The following is a 14578-nucleotide window of genomic DNA, read 5'->3' on the forward strand; positions in this document are numbered from 1 at the left end:
GGGGGCGGCTGGGGTCGCCGGTGGCGGGATCTGAGCGCAGACTGCTGTCGTGAGCAGTGCGGAGGTGGGTCGTCTCGGGTCCACCGCGCTGCGCATCCTCGCCGTCGCCGCCGTCTACTACGCGGCCGCACGGATCGGCCTCCTCCAGCAGCTGGTCCGTGACCAGGTCACCCCCCTGTGGCCACCGACCGGCGTCGCGCTGGCCGCGCTGCTCATGATGGGGCTGCGGGTCTGGCCTGGCATCGCGCTGGGCGCGTTCCTGGCCAATGTGTTCCTCGGGCCCTCGCTGCTCTCCGTACTGGTCATCACCGCGGGCAACACCCTGGCGCCGGTCTGCGCCGCTCTGATGCTGCGCAGGGCCGGGTTCAGGAACGAGCTGGACCGCCTGCGGGACGTACTGGCACTGGTCTTCCTCGGCGCGCTCGCCGGGATGTCGATCAGTTCGACCATCGGTACCGGGGTACTGGTCCTCTCCGGAGCGCTGGACGCCGGCGACTTCTGGCCCACGTGGTCGGTGTGGTGGGCCGGTGACGCGATGGGGATCCTCGTCGTCACACCCTTCCTGCTCGTGCTGCGCAAGGCCCGGTGGCCGTCGGGGGTCGGCCCCGGCCGATGGATCGAGGCGGTGGCGCTGGCCCTCGGCACGCTCTTCGTCACGCTGCTGGCGACGCGCTCGCGCGACTCGAACCTGCTCTTCCTCGTCTCGCCGTTCCTGATCTGGGCGGCCTTCCGCTTCCGGCTGGCCGGGGCGGCGCCGTGCGCGCTCGCCGTCGTGACGCTGGCGGTCCTGGCGGCCGCCGGCGACAGGGGCCCGTTCGTCGGCGACGACGTCTTCGCCACCATGTGACGCTCCAGGCCTTCAACGGCACGACCGCACTGACGGCCCTCCTTCTCGCGGCCGTCATCACCGAACGCGACCGGACGTACGAGGAGATCAAGCAGCTCTGCGGGCGGCTCGCGGAGGTGGTGGCGCGGATGGAGCCGCGCCCCGAGTCCTACCGGTCCCCGCCCGAGGACCATCCGCCGCCCCGATGACCCCGAGGGGTGGGCGCACGCGCTCAGCAGCAGGGGCGGGCAGCCGAGGTCGAATGCCCGCCCCCGCCGGCCGGTGCCGGTCAGCTCGTGCCGAGAAGGGCCTTCATCCGGGCGATCTCCGCGCTCTGGGAGGCGACGATCGCTGCGGCCATGTCCTTGGCGGGCCGGTACGCGCCTTCGGCCTGCTCGGTCTTGGCCATGGCCACGGCGCCCTCGTGGTGCTCGACCATCATCTGGAGGAAGGCCGTGTCGAACGCCTTGCCGGAGGCGGCCGCGAGCTGCTGCATCTCCTCGGCGGTCATCATGCCGGACATGGTGTGTCCGCCGTGGTCCCCGTCCGTGGCCGGGACCTTCTCGCCCCAGGAAGCCAGCCAGCCGGAGAGGGTCTTGATCTCCGGATCCTGGGCCTTCTTGACCTCCTCCGCGAGCTTCTTCACCTCTGCGGACTCCGCGCGGGTCGCGGCGAGGTCGGCCATCTCGACGGCCTGCCGGTGGTGGGGGATCATTCCCTGGGCGAAGACCGCGTCGGCGGCGTTGTGGTCGCCCTGCCGTGCCGGGGCAGGGGCGGACGGCGAGGCGGAGGAGCCGTGTCCGTCGTGGGCGGAGCCGGCGTCGTCGCCGTTGCCGCCACAGGCGGCGAGGACGAGTGCGGCGGTGGCGGCCGCGGCCACGGTCGTGGCACGGCGGATCAGGGAACGCTTGCTGGTCATGATGCTGCTCCTGCGGTGAGGGCACGCGCGCGTCGGGGCGTGCCGGGGTAGGGAACGGTCCGAGTGCTCGGGCCGCCCTATATGCGCAGGAGTTGCAATTCGCTCAGGGACGGTGGCGCGCGTCCGCCGACCCCACCGCTCGTGTCGATCCCGCCACCGAGGACCGGCACGGCCGCGACGCCGCTCGGGGCGGCGGCCGGGGAGGGCAGGACGGGGGCGCCCGCCGTGCCCGCGGCGGCGCAGGTCGCATCCGCGTGCTGGGCGTGCCCGCCGCTTCCGTCACCGGCCGGTTCGTCGGCCCGCGCGGCGCCGTCGTGCTGCACCGCGTGCTCGTCGGCGGCAGGCGCGCCGTGCCCGGGGGCCGTCCCGTGGGCGGCGGCGCATCCGGGTGCGGCGGCGGAAACCGGAACGGCGCCCGGCCCGAGGCCGTGCATGCCCACGAGGCCCACCAGTACGGCCAGGACCAGCAGGAGGCGGGAACGCAGCCCGAGCGGCCTCATCGCGCGCGTCGCCTGCTGATCCATACCGGCATCGTAAGCGTCCCCTCCGCACGGGGCGAAGCCGGCCCGCAACCCCGCCCCTTACATGCGCGGGCATACGGCACGCCCGTCCGCCCTTCCGTCCGCCCTTCCGCCCGCCCGTCCGCGTGCCGGTTCGACGTCGTACGCGACCGGGTGGCCGCGGACCGTGCCCGCGAGAGCGAGACCGGGACCCGGGTCTCCGTACCCGCGACGGAATCCCGACCACGGATCAGGCCCCGGCTCACCGTCACCCGGCGGTCATCGCCCGTCAGGAAGGCCCGCTGCCCCTCGCGACGTGCCAGGGCGCGAACGCATTCGTAAGTCCCGCGAGAGACGTGCGCAGCTCCGGATAGTGCCGCAGCAGCACGGTGACCATGCTGTTGTCGTCGATCCAGGCCATGCCGGCCTTGGAGTACACCTCGGGGGTGTAGTAGTCGGTGAAGAAGCGGTCGCTGTTCAGTCGGCGCGAGGCCATCAGGATGAAGATGCGGAATGCCGTGTCGCTGAAGGCGAATCCGGTCGGAAGCTTCTCGGCATACATTCCGACTGTCAGGTCGACGTCTTCGATGTCGTCGTAGAGCCGCTCGATCTCCTTGGCCCACACGGGATTGTCCGTCAGGTCCTCGAAGTTCGCCGCGGGCTTCAGCCGCAGCAACCGCCGGAACTCGTTGTAGCGGGGGATGCCCAGTTCCCGGTTGCGCAGGATGTCCGTGGCGGCGAGGTCCTGTCGTTGTCCATCGGGGCGCTCGAAGTCCTGGAGGAAGTGCGGGAAGTTGTGCAGGGTCACCAGTCCCGGGTGGAGGGTGCCGAAGCTGTACAGCAGGTTGGCCATTCCCTTGGTCTTCAGCACGTTCAGCGCCGCAGGCCCGGCGATGTCGCGGAAGGTGCAGTCGCTGAGGGTGGAGTCGTCGGAGGCGGAGCGCAGGTGCCAGTGGTCGCGGACGAGCGGGTGCATGCGGTAGACGGCCACGAATTCCTCGGTGAGGGAGTACGGGACGCCGTAGTGGTCCGTCTTGCTGCCGGGGATGCCGCTGACGGTCTCGCTCTCCGTGATCCGGCCGTAGAAGTTGTGGACGCGCTCACCCGCGATGCCCCACCAGTTGGATCGCAGGGCTTTGACGGTGGTCGGGTGGCTGATGACGGCAGGGGTCCACTCCACCGTATGGATCTTGGCGAGGAGCGCGGCGTTGACGAGGCGGGCCCGCTGGAACAGCTCCTCGTCGTCCCAGGACGGGTAGACGGCGTGCAGGTGGTCGCAGATCGCGTTGTGCTCCTGGGCGAACAGGTTCTGCATCATGACGAGACCCAGCCAGAAGCCGGGAACGCGCGAGGGGTCGAGGGCGGGGTCGGAGGGGAGCGGGGTCGACTCTTCGCCGAAAAGGTGCAGTTTGCCCGTCTTGCCGGTGCGCACCTGGCGCTGTTCCGCCTCGTTGTTCCCGTAGATCTGGGACGCGTCCCACCAGTGGGACGAGACGTTGACGCGGGTGTCGGGAGTCCCCGCGGGTGACCGGGGGTCGCGGGTCGGGTCGTCCGGTGTCCGCATGATCCGCATCGGGCGTTCGGGCCACGGATCGTCGTCCAGGAGGGGAACTTCCCAAGGCCGTTCCGTGGGGCTGGTTCCGTGACTGAACCAGTCGCGGACCATGAACTGCAGCCAGGCGGCGACCAGGGAGTTGACCGACTCGGCCGGGATCAGTGCCTGGCGGGTGAGGAGGACGCGGCTGACCTCGCGCGGGTTCGGCCGCGAGAGGACGCTCTCCGGCGTGGCCGGGGCGATCTTGTCCAGCGGGATGTTCCGGCCGAAGCGCGTTCCCGCCATGCCCATGCGCGGTTCTTCGAGGTCATTGTGGCTGCCGTCGGGAGTCCGGTTGACCCGGTGCCTATCGGAGGGCGGCGCGGGGGTCGGGAGGCCTACGGAGGGCAGCCGGGACGTGTCGTGGAGGTTCTCCTGACGGAGCTTGACCCGCAGCCCGAAGAGGGTCAGCAGACCGGGCGTGACCGCCAGGCGGTCCCAACCGGTGCGTCGGTCGACGAACTCGGCGATGCGGGTGATGATCCGCCACGGTAGGGACGAGCGGTATCCGGAGCCGGATCGTCGGGGGACGGAGCGTCGTTGCATGCTCATCGTGGTGCTCCTCAGGATCGGTTCCCGGGTCAGGTCGGGTGTCGCGAGGCGGCCAGGACGGTTCGCGGGCGCGATGCATCGCCGAGGATCACGTCGCTCGCCTTCTCGCTGATCATGTAGATCGGAACGGCGATGAAGAAGCCGGGAATTCGGGGGAAGACCGAGGCGTCGACGATCCGCAGGCGGTTCACACCGCGTACCCGGAAGCGGCTGTCCACGACCGCCGAGGGATCGTCGGCCCGGCCCATCTTGCAACTGCAGGACGCGTGATGGCCCCATGCCTCGTCCTGCACGAAGCGGCGGACGCTCTCGGCGTCGCCGACCCGCTCTCCCGGGCACAGCTCCGTGCGGATCACGGAGTCGGCGCTGCGGTTCATGCTGCGCACGAACTGCACGGCGGAGACCATGGCATCGAGGTCCCCGGCCTGCTCGTCCGTGCCCTCGGCGAAGTAGTGGAAGTTCACCAGGGGGGTGTCCCGGGGGTCGGCGGAGCGCAGTTGCACCCGGCCGTTGGTGTTGTGGGTCCGGCTCTTGAGGATGACCCACGTGAAGCGGTCCCGGTGGCGTGTCAGGTCGAGCGAGTAGCCGGGGTAGTAGCCGTGGAAGTCGAAGGGGCCGCCGAAGATGAACAGGTCGGGGGAGTCCATCGAAGGGCGGGACTTGCGGGTGATCCCGACGACGGCACCGTTGGTCGTGTACACGCCGTCGCCGAGCTGCCAGGCCCGGTAGCAGGCATCCGGCTCGGCTCCGGGCTCCGGCGCGTGGAAGTCGCAGTCCCCGACGACCGGGAACTCGCGGTCCATCTGGCTCACCACGCCGATCTCGTACCGGTCCTGCAGGTTCGCGCCCACGCCTTGGAGCGGGACGCGAACGGCGATGCCGTGCCCTTCCAGCTCCTCACGCGGCCCGATGCCCGAAAGCATCAGCAGCTGAGGCGTGTTGAAGGCCCCTGCGGCCAGGATCACCTCACGGGACGCGAGCACCCTGCGCGGGACCGGCAGCGCGCGACCGTCCCGGGCCCCGGGGTCGGCCCGGTAGGCGTGCGGCTGGTGCACGTAGTCGACGCCGATCGCCGCGCCCTCCTCGTCGAGCACGACCCGCGTCACCAACGAGTGTGTCCGGACGACCAGGTCGTCCGGGTGGCTGCGTTGTACGGCCCGCACGCGTTCGCGGGCGGCGCTGCGCCGTCCGTCGGTCGTCGAGATCGGGATCTGCCACAGCCCTTGCAGACCCTCGGTCTGCACGCGCCAGTCATTGGGATCGACGAACGATCCGAGCCCCTCCAGAGGGGAGAGCGGCCGGCCGATGAAGTCGGCGAGCGTGTCCTGGGCGGCGGACAGGATGACCTTCAACAACTGCTCGTCCCGGATGACCAGTTCGGGGTCGGCGAGATCGGTCGGCAGCCAACCGTCGAACCCGTGACGCGAGTCGTTGCGGTACCGGGCGGCGACGAAGGGAAGGAGCTCCAGCAAGGCGGCCAACAACCGATTGGCGGGCGGGTCCTTGGGTCTGGGGCGGTACGTACAGCGCTCCAGCCGCTCGAAGTACCGACGCATGGCGGTGCTGCGCCACGACGCGTCACCGGTCTCGCGCGCGATGTCGTCCCAGTCGCGGTTGTAGGGGTAGACGGTGATCAGCGCGTGATGCGCGGTGCAGCCGCCGACCGCCCCGGCCCGCGGATAGAGGATGCCCTCACCCGGTACGAGCTTGCTGTCGCGCTGGTGCTGCTGCTCGTCCGCGTAGTGCCGCACGAAGTAGTCCCAGCGCTGAACGGGGTCCTCGGAGGCATCGGCGTGGAAGGCGGGAACCAGGTAGTTGTCGTTCTCCTCGGCACCCCCCGCGTCGAGCAGAAGGACGCGCATGCCCGAGGCCGCGAGGTTGGCCGCCAGCGGTCCACCGCCGGCGCCCGCGCCGACGACGACGAAGTCGAAACCCGTTTCGGCCGGTGGGGCGCCGGACTCCGTGGTCACTTCCCTTTCCTCTTCCCGAAGTCGGCCGCACGGGCGGCCAGGGTCGTGTTGACGGCTGAGATGAGCGTGGTCAGGGCGGCCGTGCGGGGCGGCAGTTGGCCGCGGAGGCCGAGCAGGGCGGCAGTGGCGGTGTCACTGCCGTGGATCAGCACGCCCTCTCGGAGATCTTCCTGGAGCCGCTGGCCGTGGTTGGTGAGCAGATCGAGACCGAGCAGGATGGTGCGGATCCCGAAGAGCCGGAAGGCGTAGATCGCCGCCGGACTGACGTCACGGTCGGGGTCGAGGCGCCGGATGAGCAGGGTGGGCGCCAGTAGTCCGGTGATGCCGTTGAAGAGCCGGATGCCGGCCAGGGCGTACACCGAGGTCGGACGTCGGGCAGCGCGATGCTTGGCCATGCTGTCTCCCTGGAGTGCAGTGGCTGCTGCGGCCACGAATAGCCCCCGGGATGCGATGACTCCCCACCAACCACACTAGGGTGATGGCTGTGCGTGTGCATCTTGGGACCTTGGGTGGGGGCGCGAACCTTCGCACGTGACCCGAGGGGCGTTCACCATGGTGTGCGACTGCACCATCGCTTGCGCGTTGGTACGCTGACTGTACGGGGGCTGCTCCTGACAGCCCTTCACGCTGCGGCTGACGCACCTGCTCACGGATCCGGCCGCCCGGTCGACACGCACCTGCAGTCGACGCGCACCCGCAACGGCTTCGAGACGTGCCGCGGGCGCTACCCGCTCGGCGGCTTACGCCTCATCATCACCGACGATCACGATGTGGCCTGTGGACCGAGTGGGAGCCGGGTCATGCGCGTGCAAGTGAAGTGGTGGCCACAGGGGTTGCGGTGGCGGGTAGCGCCGGCACTGGTCCTGTTGGTGACGCTGTTCGTCGTCGCGGGTCGGGTGGACGCCGCCCTCGGCCGGATCGGGGCACCGGGGTACCCGTCTGCGGGCTGGGGCAGCCTGGTCTCGCTCGATCCCAGCTCCAACGAAGCCCGCACGCAGGCCCGTACGGCCTGGTGCGTATGGTTCAACACCCAGGGCCCCGATCCGGGGCCGTACGTGCAGGCCTGCCTCGACGCGTTCACGAGCGAAGGACACGACCGGGTCCAGGCACCAACGACCGGGGGAGCCGAGGCGCGACTGCTGATCCGGTGGTACGTCGCGATCGACGCGGTTCTCATCCTGTTGTACATGTGGTTGTTCTCCCGGGCCCTGATCGCCCTCGGTGCCAGGGTCCGCCGGTCGGCGGACCCGAGTGCCTCCCTGCGATGGGCCACCGAGCCCTCCCGGCGTCGCCTTCTGATCGCTGCCCTGCTGTTGGTGGAAGCGGTGGAGGACACGCACCAGTGGAAGCTGTCCGGGCGCGACATGACACCGGAGCGGATCGATGGACTCTTCCAGATCGTGGGCTGGGCGGCCGTCTGCAAGTGGGCCCTGGTGGCTCTGGCCGTGTTGCAGCTGATCGCGCTGATCGTCTGCACGAAGGCGTGGACGACGCAGCCGTGACGGGGCGGATCCTGCGGCGGCCGAGCCGGAACGGGTCCGCACCTTCGGCAACCCGTTGACCTGCCGTTGACCTGCGGTCGCTGACCGGGCTATGGCACGGCTCCGAGCCGGGCGGCGCGCCTCACGGCAGCGAACCGGCGGACCCCACCAGCAGCTCTTTCACTGCCTCCGGTCCGTCCACATGGGCGGCGTGCCCGGCGGCCAGCGGTTTTTTGGAGAGGCCGACTCCTCGCCGCCTATGGAGCGGGCGCCCCGCTCCGGACGCGGAGCGGGAACGCTGGCAGCGGATCGGCCTGTTCCGGCACCGGGGCGTTCCCGCGCATCACGAGATCCCGCAGGTCGAGAGTCCGCGGTCCGCTTCCGACGTTCCGGACGAGGTCCACCGGTCTCCCCGACGGATCAGACGTACGTGGACGCGCCCCGCGCACGCGGTAGCGGTGCATCGCTACCACCGAGCGGACCGGAACGGCCGGAACGGGCCCTCTTGACCGTGAAGTGCACCTGAAGCGCTCCGGTCCACACGAGCGCCGAGCCCAGCAGGTGGAGCATCACGAGGAGCGAGGGCAGGGCCGTCAGCGACTGCACCAGCCCCACGAGGCCCTGACCGAGGAGCACGGCCAGGAAGACGACCGTCTTGCGGCGCGCGGCGCCGAAGCCCTCCTCGGGCAGCGCCGACAGCAGGGCTCCGGCCAGGACCAGGGTCGCCCCGGCCAGCACGCCGTGAACGACGGTCACGCCCGTCCAGTCGAAGGGCATCCGCGCCACGTCGGAGGAGTCACCCGCGTGCGGTCCGGAACCGGTGGCGAGCGTGCCCACGACGACCAGGAGGGCCGTCACCGTGACCAGGGCCGTCGACAGCGCCCGGATCCGCGCGACGGACCCGGGTGCGAGGGGGACCGGTTCGAGGGGGACCGGTGCGCCGGCCTGCTCACCTTCGGTATCCGCGTACGCCGCGTGCCAGGTGTACACCGCGGCCGTGAGCAGCAGCGTGGCGGCGAGGAAGTGCGCGGCGACGATGTACGGGCTCAGCCGCATCCATACGGTCACTCCGCCGACGACCGCGTTCAGTACGACGATCCAGAACTGTGCCCAGCCTCCGCGCAGCACCGTGGGCATCGGCCTTTCCTGGAGGCGCGCGGTGATGACGACCCAGCCCACCACCGCGCACAGCGCTCCGGTGAGCAGCCGGTTCCCGAACTCGATGGCGCCGTGCATCCCCATTTCCGCAGTGGGGGCCAGCGTCTCTCCCGTACACATGGGCCAGTCGGTGCAGCCGAGACCGGAGCCCGTGACGCGGACGATCCCACCGGTCACGATGATCGCGATGCTTGCCGCGACGGAACCGAGTGCGGCCAGTCTGACGCTTCTCGCTCCCAGCGAGTACCTGCCGGCAAGCCATGAGAGGGGAGTTCGCACGATCAGCCTTCCATTGTTCTGTTTTCCCGGCCGCAGGGCGGAACCCCAGCGTACGCCGCGCGTTCGCTCCGGCCTGACGGGGTGTCGTACAACCGGGTCAGTCGCGTACGCCGTCGATGTCGACCTGCACGTGCCGCGGTCCGCGGAAGATCTGGTTGCGCCGGTAGGGCGGCGGGTCCTCGACGAGCCGGGGGTTCTCCACCCTGCGGAAGAACTCGCCGACCGCGACCTGGACCTCGAGCCGCGCGAGCGGAGCGCCGAAGCAGAAGTGGATGCCCTGGCTGAATCCGAGGTGCTGGTTGTCGCGGCGCTCGAGGTCGAGCTCGTCGGGGTCGGTGAACCGGTCCGGGTCGCGGTTCGCCGAGCCGTATGCCAGGAAGATCGGCGCCCCCTTCGGGATGGTGGTGCCGGCGATGTCGATGTCTTCCACGGCCGAGCGGGTCGGCCAGAACTGCACCGACGACTCGAAGCGCAGCAGCTCCTCCACCCCGGGCACGATCAGCGCGGGCCGCCGGCGCAGCTCCTCGAGCGCGTCGGGGCGTCGCAGCAGGGTGAGCACGCCGTGGGCGATGAGATTGACCGTGGTCTCGTGCCCGGCGAAGAGCAGCAGCACGGCATTGCTCGTGACCAGGCCCCTGGGCATCCCTCCCTCCGGGCCGTCCTCGTGCACCATCGCCGAGAGCATGCCCGGGCCCGGCTGCCGGGCGTACCGGTCGTGCAGCTCCGCTGCGAACTGCCCGAACTCCTGCAGGGCCTGGTTGCCCCCGGCCAGCCGGCTCCGGAACTCTTCGGAGGCGGTCTCGGGCCCGTACTCCCAAGCGTCCAGGGCGGTCTCGATCCAGTGGTGGAAGCGTGGCTCGTCCTCCAGCGGCACGCCCAGAACCTCGCAGATCACCGTCACCGGCAGGGGATAGGCGAAGTCGTCGACGGCATCGATCCGATCCTTGCCCCGCATGCGGTCCAGGAGGCCGTCGACGATGCGGTGGATCTCGGGCTCCAGGTTGGAGATCAGGTGAGGCGCATGGGGCGGACCGACGAAATGAGGCGTCATCATCCGGCGATCCCGATCGTGCTCGGGCGGATCGCACGTGATGATGCTCGGTTCCGCCGCCTGTTCGGCCCCCTGTTCCGCCGCCTGTTCGGCCGCCGGCTCCGCCGAGTCCCCCGTCCGGTCCGATCCCGGGGCGGGACACTTTCGTGGATCCGAACTGACCCGCGGGTCATGCAGCAGCGTGACGATCTCCCGGTAGGTGCTGACGACGTAGGTTCCGTCCGGCTGCCGCGCCACCGGTGTCTTGCGCAGTTCTTCGTAGAAGGGGTACGGATTGGCGCGGTTGACATAGCGGAGGGCCTGCTGCCAGGGGGTTTCCTCGACCACGAGGCTCCCCTCCTTCTTCCTGTCGGTGCGGTCCGCCCAGACGCCCGGCCGGCGCGCGCATCAGTGACGTCGAGGCCGGAACTCGGCCGTCCGCTCGCTCGGGGCGTGGCCGGTCAGGACGACGTCGGGGACCTCCGTCGGGACGCCGGGTTCCGGGAATTCGGCCGGCATCGGCTTCATGTCGGGCGGCCGGTCCCAGCCCGGCGGCGGAGGCGGAAACGGAGCGGATCGCTCGATCAGCTTCCCGTAGTGCTCCAGCCACTTGCCGTGATCGAACGTGACGGCCGCGACGATGCGGCCCCGGTGGCCGTAAGCGGCCGCGAAACTGCGCCCTGCGACGGACCCCTGGGTGAAGACGATCTCGTCACCGAAGGGCGGGACGCCGACGGACTTGATGTTGACGCCGAACTGACCGGACCAGAAGCCGGGGACCAGCAGGTGCGGGCGGTAGTGGGGCTCGAGGTTCACCATGTTGTGCGCCGCCACCTCGGCGCCGAAAACGGCGTTGTCCCAGTGTTCCATCGCGAGGAACTCGTACTCGTACAGCACGTGCGGTGCACGCGCCACGTCCCCGGCCACGTAGATGCTGTCGGTGACCACGCCGTTGATGTCGAAGGCACGGCCACCGGCGTCGCACCCGACGCCCCAGAAACCGGCCGCCAGCCCGGAGCCCTCCAGCCATTCCACGTTGCGGATCGACCCCAGCGAGGCCACCACCACGTCGGCGTCGACGACGGTTCCGTCCGAGAGCCGAGCACGTCGCACGTGTCCGGCGGAGTCGCCCTCCAGCGACGACACGCCCAGCGTGCAGCGCAGGTCCACGCCGTGATCGCGCTGCATCTGGGCGGCGATCTCCCCGATCACCCCGCCGAGCGCGCCGACCAGCGGCGCCGAACCCCGCTCGACGACGGTCACGGGGATGTCCAGCTCCCGGCAGACGGAGGCCACTTCCGAGCCGATGAACCCGGCGCCGATGACCAGGACCCGCGACGGCGGCTCGGCCAGCGCCGCCCGTAGCCGTGCGGCATCATCACGCGAGCGAATCGTGTGGACCCCCTGAAGGGCGGCCTCGGTCGGATTCGGCCACTGCCGCGCGCGGGTGCCCGTGGCGATCAACAACCGGTCGTACGGGACCTGCTCGCCGTCGGCCAGGCGCACCTGCTTGGCGGCCCGGTCCAGCCCGGTGGCGGCCACCCCGAGCCGCCAGTCCGCATCCACTTCTCGCATGCGGGGCAGCTTGGTGTGGTCGGCCGGCACCCAGCCTTTGAGTACTTGCTTGGACAGCGGGGGACGGTCGTAGGGCTCGTACGGCTCGTCCCCGATGATGGTCAGGGAACCGGTGAAGCCCTCCTCGCGCAGGGCTTCCGCGGCCCGCAACCCGGCCAGGGAGGCACCCACGATGACGATCCGGCCGTTGGCCCTGAAATCGCGCACCAACTCCGCCACCGTCGCCGGCAAGGTCATGACGCCCCGCCCCGCTCCGCGCCCTCCAGGCGGTCGATCACGATCGCGTGCACCGGGCACGCCACAGCGGCTCGCTCAACCTGCAGGCGCCGCTCGTCATCAGGGTTCGGCTCGTAGGTGAGTGCCTCCTGACCGCTCAACCTGAAGACCTCGTGAGCCAGATACACACACTGTGCGTATCCCTGGCATCGATTCAGGTCCACGACGATCCGCATGGGCAGGCTCCTTCCGCTCCGCCTCCCCCCACGACGACCAGCGACGCGGTCATGCAGCTCCGGGGCGGACCGCGAGCCCCTCGCCGAGCGACCCTCCTCGACGTCCCACCGGTCGCGCCGGTCGAGGCCGTCGACCGAGCAGACCTGCTCCTGTCGTGCGCCCTAGAAAAAATACTCGTCCCACCGTCCGGCGATCGCAAACCCGTCAGCGCGGAGAGCGAGCTCCCGAAGGGCCGATGCAGCAGGCACGGGCCGCCCGGCCGTGGTTCCGAAACGGAGGGGCCGGGGAGCGGCAGGCCTTCCTCAGACCACGGAGAGGAGGTCCACCACGAAGACGAGCGTGGAACCCGCCGGGATCAACGGCGAGGGGGACTGGTTGCCGTAGCCGAGGCGCGGGGGAACGATGATCTGGCGCCGACCGCCGACCTTCATCCCCCTGAGCCCCCGGTCCCAGCCCTTGATGACCCTGCCACCACCCACGGCGAACTTGAACGGCTGGCCCCGGTCCCAGGAGGCGTCGAACTCCCTTCCGGACTCGAAGGTGACCCCGACGTAGTGAACCCGGACGACCCTGCCCGGCTTCGCCTCGGGGCCGTCCCCGACGACGAGGTCCCGGATGGTCAGCTCCTCGGGAGCATCGCCCTCCGGAAGTTCGACCTCGGGCTTCGTCAGTTCACTCATCGCAACCTCGTTACTCTCCGCCAGCATCCCTCGTGCGTAGTAGGTGATCACGCTACCGAGAACGCTGATCGACTGGAGTACATCACACCCCACGGAGCACGGCGCGGCGCGACGAGCCGGTGTACGGCCGGCACGGCCCTCACGGCCCTCGGGACGGATGCACCGGACCGTACGCACGACGAGCAAGAGCAGCTGAGCAGCTGAGCAGGCCGCACGGGGACGGGGACGGCGACGGGACGGGCCTGATCAACGGCGTGGCGGGAGTGCGGGTTTGAGGACAACGGGGCCGCGCACAGACGCCCCGACCTGCCTTGTAGCGGAACTCACACCGGGCGGCCTCACCACATCCTGGCTTCCCTCTTAAGATCGTTCAGGGCGCGGCGCCGGTCGGTACGACGGGCTTCGGCGGGCGGCCACTCGACTGTCGACCTGCGCTTCCACGGCTCCGCCCGACGACCAACGACCGGCACGCACTCTCGACCAAGAGGCGTGACCACACCCCGCGCACGCTTGCCCGATCCTCCGACCTCGGGCCCTCCTGCACGGGACTTCCGCGCAGCGCATCCATCCCGACCCGCGATCCGTCGGATCCGTCCGCGCTGCCCCGACGAAAGGCAATGAGATGACCGACAGCCGTTCCCTGAGCGTGGCGGTACTCGGCCCCGGGGGCGTCGGCGGTCTGCTCGCCGCACTGATGGCGCGAGCCGGGCACCGGGTGACGTGTCTGGCGGGTGAGGAGACCGTGCAGGCCCTGCGCAGCGACGGCATCCAGGTGAGCAGCGGCCAGTTCGGCACCTTCACCTCGAGGGTCGATGCGGACACCGAACTGCGGCAGCCGGTCGACCTGTGCCTGGTGACGGTGAAGCAAACGGCGCTGGCGGCGGCGCTCGACCGAGTGCCGTCGGGCGTTCTGGGCGACGGCCTCGTAGTGCCGCTCCTGAACGGGATCGAGCACCCCGCCACGCTCCGCAGGCGCTACCCGTCGGAGCTCGTGGTGCCGGGAGTGATCCGCGTCGAATCGAGCCGGCAGGCACCGGGCCGGATCGTGCACGGCAGCCCGTTCACGGAGATCGATCTGGCGAGCGCCACGACGGATCGCGGACGCCTCCACGAGCTGGCCGATGTGCTCGCGGACGCCGGAGTCACCACCCGGGTGCGCGACGACGAGTCCGGCGCACTGTGGGGGAAGCTGGCGTTCCTGGCTCCCTTCGCACTGCTCACGACGCGCCACCAGCTTCCGATCGGCCAGATCCGCACCGAGCACCGTGACGAGCTGCTGGCGCTGGTGGAGGAGGTGGCCGCGGTGAGCCGTGCCTGCGGTGCGCCGAGCGACACCGCCGGCACGGTGCGGCTGTACGACGCTTTCCCCGCCGCGGCGAAGTCGTCCATGCAGCGCGACGCCGAGGCCGGCCGACCGCTGGAGACGGACGCGATCGGAGGGGCGGTGCTGAGGGCTGCCGGGCTCCACGCGGTGCCGGTGCCGCGCGTGGCGAGCCTGCTCGACGAGATCGGAGTGCGCGGCCACTGACGGTCGCGTCACAGGGACGCCGTACGGGCGGGA

At 70.4% G+C, this 14578-nt stretch carries 12 protein-coding genes and 1 pseudogene; 3 read left to right on the forward strand and 10 right to left on the reverse strand.

Annotated features, from left to right (window positions below):
* Positions 1–49 precede the first annotated feature (49 nt).
* Positions 50–1035 (forward strand): annotated as a pseudogene (locus OG386_RS36665) (MASE1 domain-containing protein).
* An 80-nt stretch (positions 1036–1115) separates the two neighbouring features.
* Here the strand turns inward: OG386_RS36665 and OG386_RS36670 are convergent.
* The 5 genes from OG386_RS36670 to OG386_RS36690 form a co-directional block, all read right to left on the reverse strand.
* Positions 1116–1745 carry a DUF305 domain-containing protein gene (locus tag OG386_RS36670; protein WP_328791671.1) on the reverse strand — a complete coding sequence of 210 codons (630 nt, stop codon included), beginning with the start codon at positions 1743–1745 and terminating at the stop codon, positions 1116–1118.
* A gap of 77 nt (positions 1746–1822) precedes the next feature.
* Positions 1823–2269 (reverse strand): DUF6153 family protein, encoded by a 447-nt coding sequence (locus OG386_RS36675; protein ID WP_328791672.1) that lies wholly within the window; start codon positions 2267–2269, stop codon positions 1823–1825.
* Between the two features lie 265 nt (positions 2270–2534).
* Positions 2535–4391, reverse strand: coding sequence for a peroxidase family protein (locus tag OG386_RS36680; RefSeq protein ID WP_328791673.1), 1857 nt, complete (start codon positions 4389–4391; stop codon positions 2535–2537).
* Positions 4392–4420: 29 nt separating this feature from the next.
* A complete protein-coding gene (locus OG386_RS36685) occupies positions 4421–6361 on the reverse strand; it encodes a GMC family oxidoreductase (RefSeq protein ID WP_328791674.1) in 1941 nt (646 codons plus the stop codon).
* On the reverse strand, positions 6358–6756 hold the full coding sequence (locus tag OG386_RS36690; protein WP_328791675.1) for a hypothetical protein: 399 nt from the start codon (positions 6754–6756) through the stop codon (positions 6358–6360). The genes OG386_RS36685 and OG386_RS36690 overlap by 4 nt, the downstream gene beginning before the upstream one ends.
* A 405-nt stretch (positions 6757–7161) precedes the next feature.
* On the opposite strand from OG386_RS36690, the gene OG386_RS36695 reads away from it, so the two are divergent.
* The gene (locus tag OG386_RS36695; protein ID WP_328791676.1) at positions 7162–7863 is read left to right on the forward strand and encodes a hypothetical protein; all 702 of its coding nucleotides are present in this window, start codon (positions 7162–7164) and stop codon (positions 7861–7863) included.
* A 399-nt stretch (positions 7864–8262) separates the two neighbouring features.
* Here the strand turns inward: OG386_RS36695 and OG386_RS36700 are convergent, their stop codons facing one another.
* The 5 genes from OG386_RS36700 to OG386_RS36720 form a co-directional block, all read right to left on the reverse strand.
* The gene (locus OG386_RS36700; RefSeq protein ID WP_328791677.1) at positions 8263–9279 is read right to left on the reverse strand and encodes a COX15/CtaA family protein; all 1017 of its coding nucleotides are present in this window, start codon (positions 9277–9279) and stop codon (positions 8263–8265) included.
* Between the two features lie 97 nt (positions 9280–9376).
* On the reverse strand, positions 9377–10657 hold the full coding sequence (locus tag OG386_RS36705; protein WP_328791678.1) for a cytochrome P450: 1281 nt from the start codon (positions 10655–10657) through the stop codon (positions 9377–9379).
* Between the two features lie 60 nt (positions 10658–10717).
* On the reverse strand, positions 10718–12121 hold the full coding sequence (locus tag OG386_RS36710) for an NAD(P)/FAD-dependent oxidoreductase (protein WP_328791679.1): 1404 nt from the start codon (positions 12119–12121) through the stop codon (positions 10718–10720).
* Complete coding sequence (locus tag OG386_RS36715) at positions 12118–12336, reverse strand: ferredoxin (RefSeq protein WP_328791680.1); 219 nt, start codon at positions 12334–12336, stop codon at positions 12118–12120. Before OG386_RS36715 ends, OG386_RS36710 begins: the two co-directional genes overlap by 4 nt.
* Before the next feature lie 303 nt (positions 12337–12639).
* A complete protein-coding gene (locus tag OG386_RS36720) occupies positions 12640–13017 on the reverse strand; it encodes an FKBP-type peptidyl-prolyl cis-trans isomerase (protein ID WP_327386755.1) in 378 nt (125 codons plus the stop codon).
* Positions 13018–13639: 622 nt separating this feature from the next.
* Here OG386_RS36720 and OG386_RS36725 point away from each other — a divergent pair.
* Complete coding sequence (locus tag OG386_RS36725; RefSeq protein WP_328791681.1) at positions 13640–14545, forward strand: ketopantoate reductase family protein; 906 nt, start codon at positions 13640–13642, stop codon at positions 14543–14545.
* The last annotated feature ends 33 nt before the right edge of the window (positions 14546–14578 follow it).

This window comes from Streptomyces sp. NBC_00273 (genome assembly GCF_036178145.1).
Classification (GTDB): Bacteria; Actinomycetota; Actinomycetes; order Streptomycetales; family Streptomycetaceae; genus Streptomyces.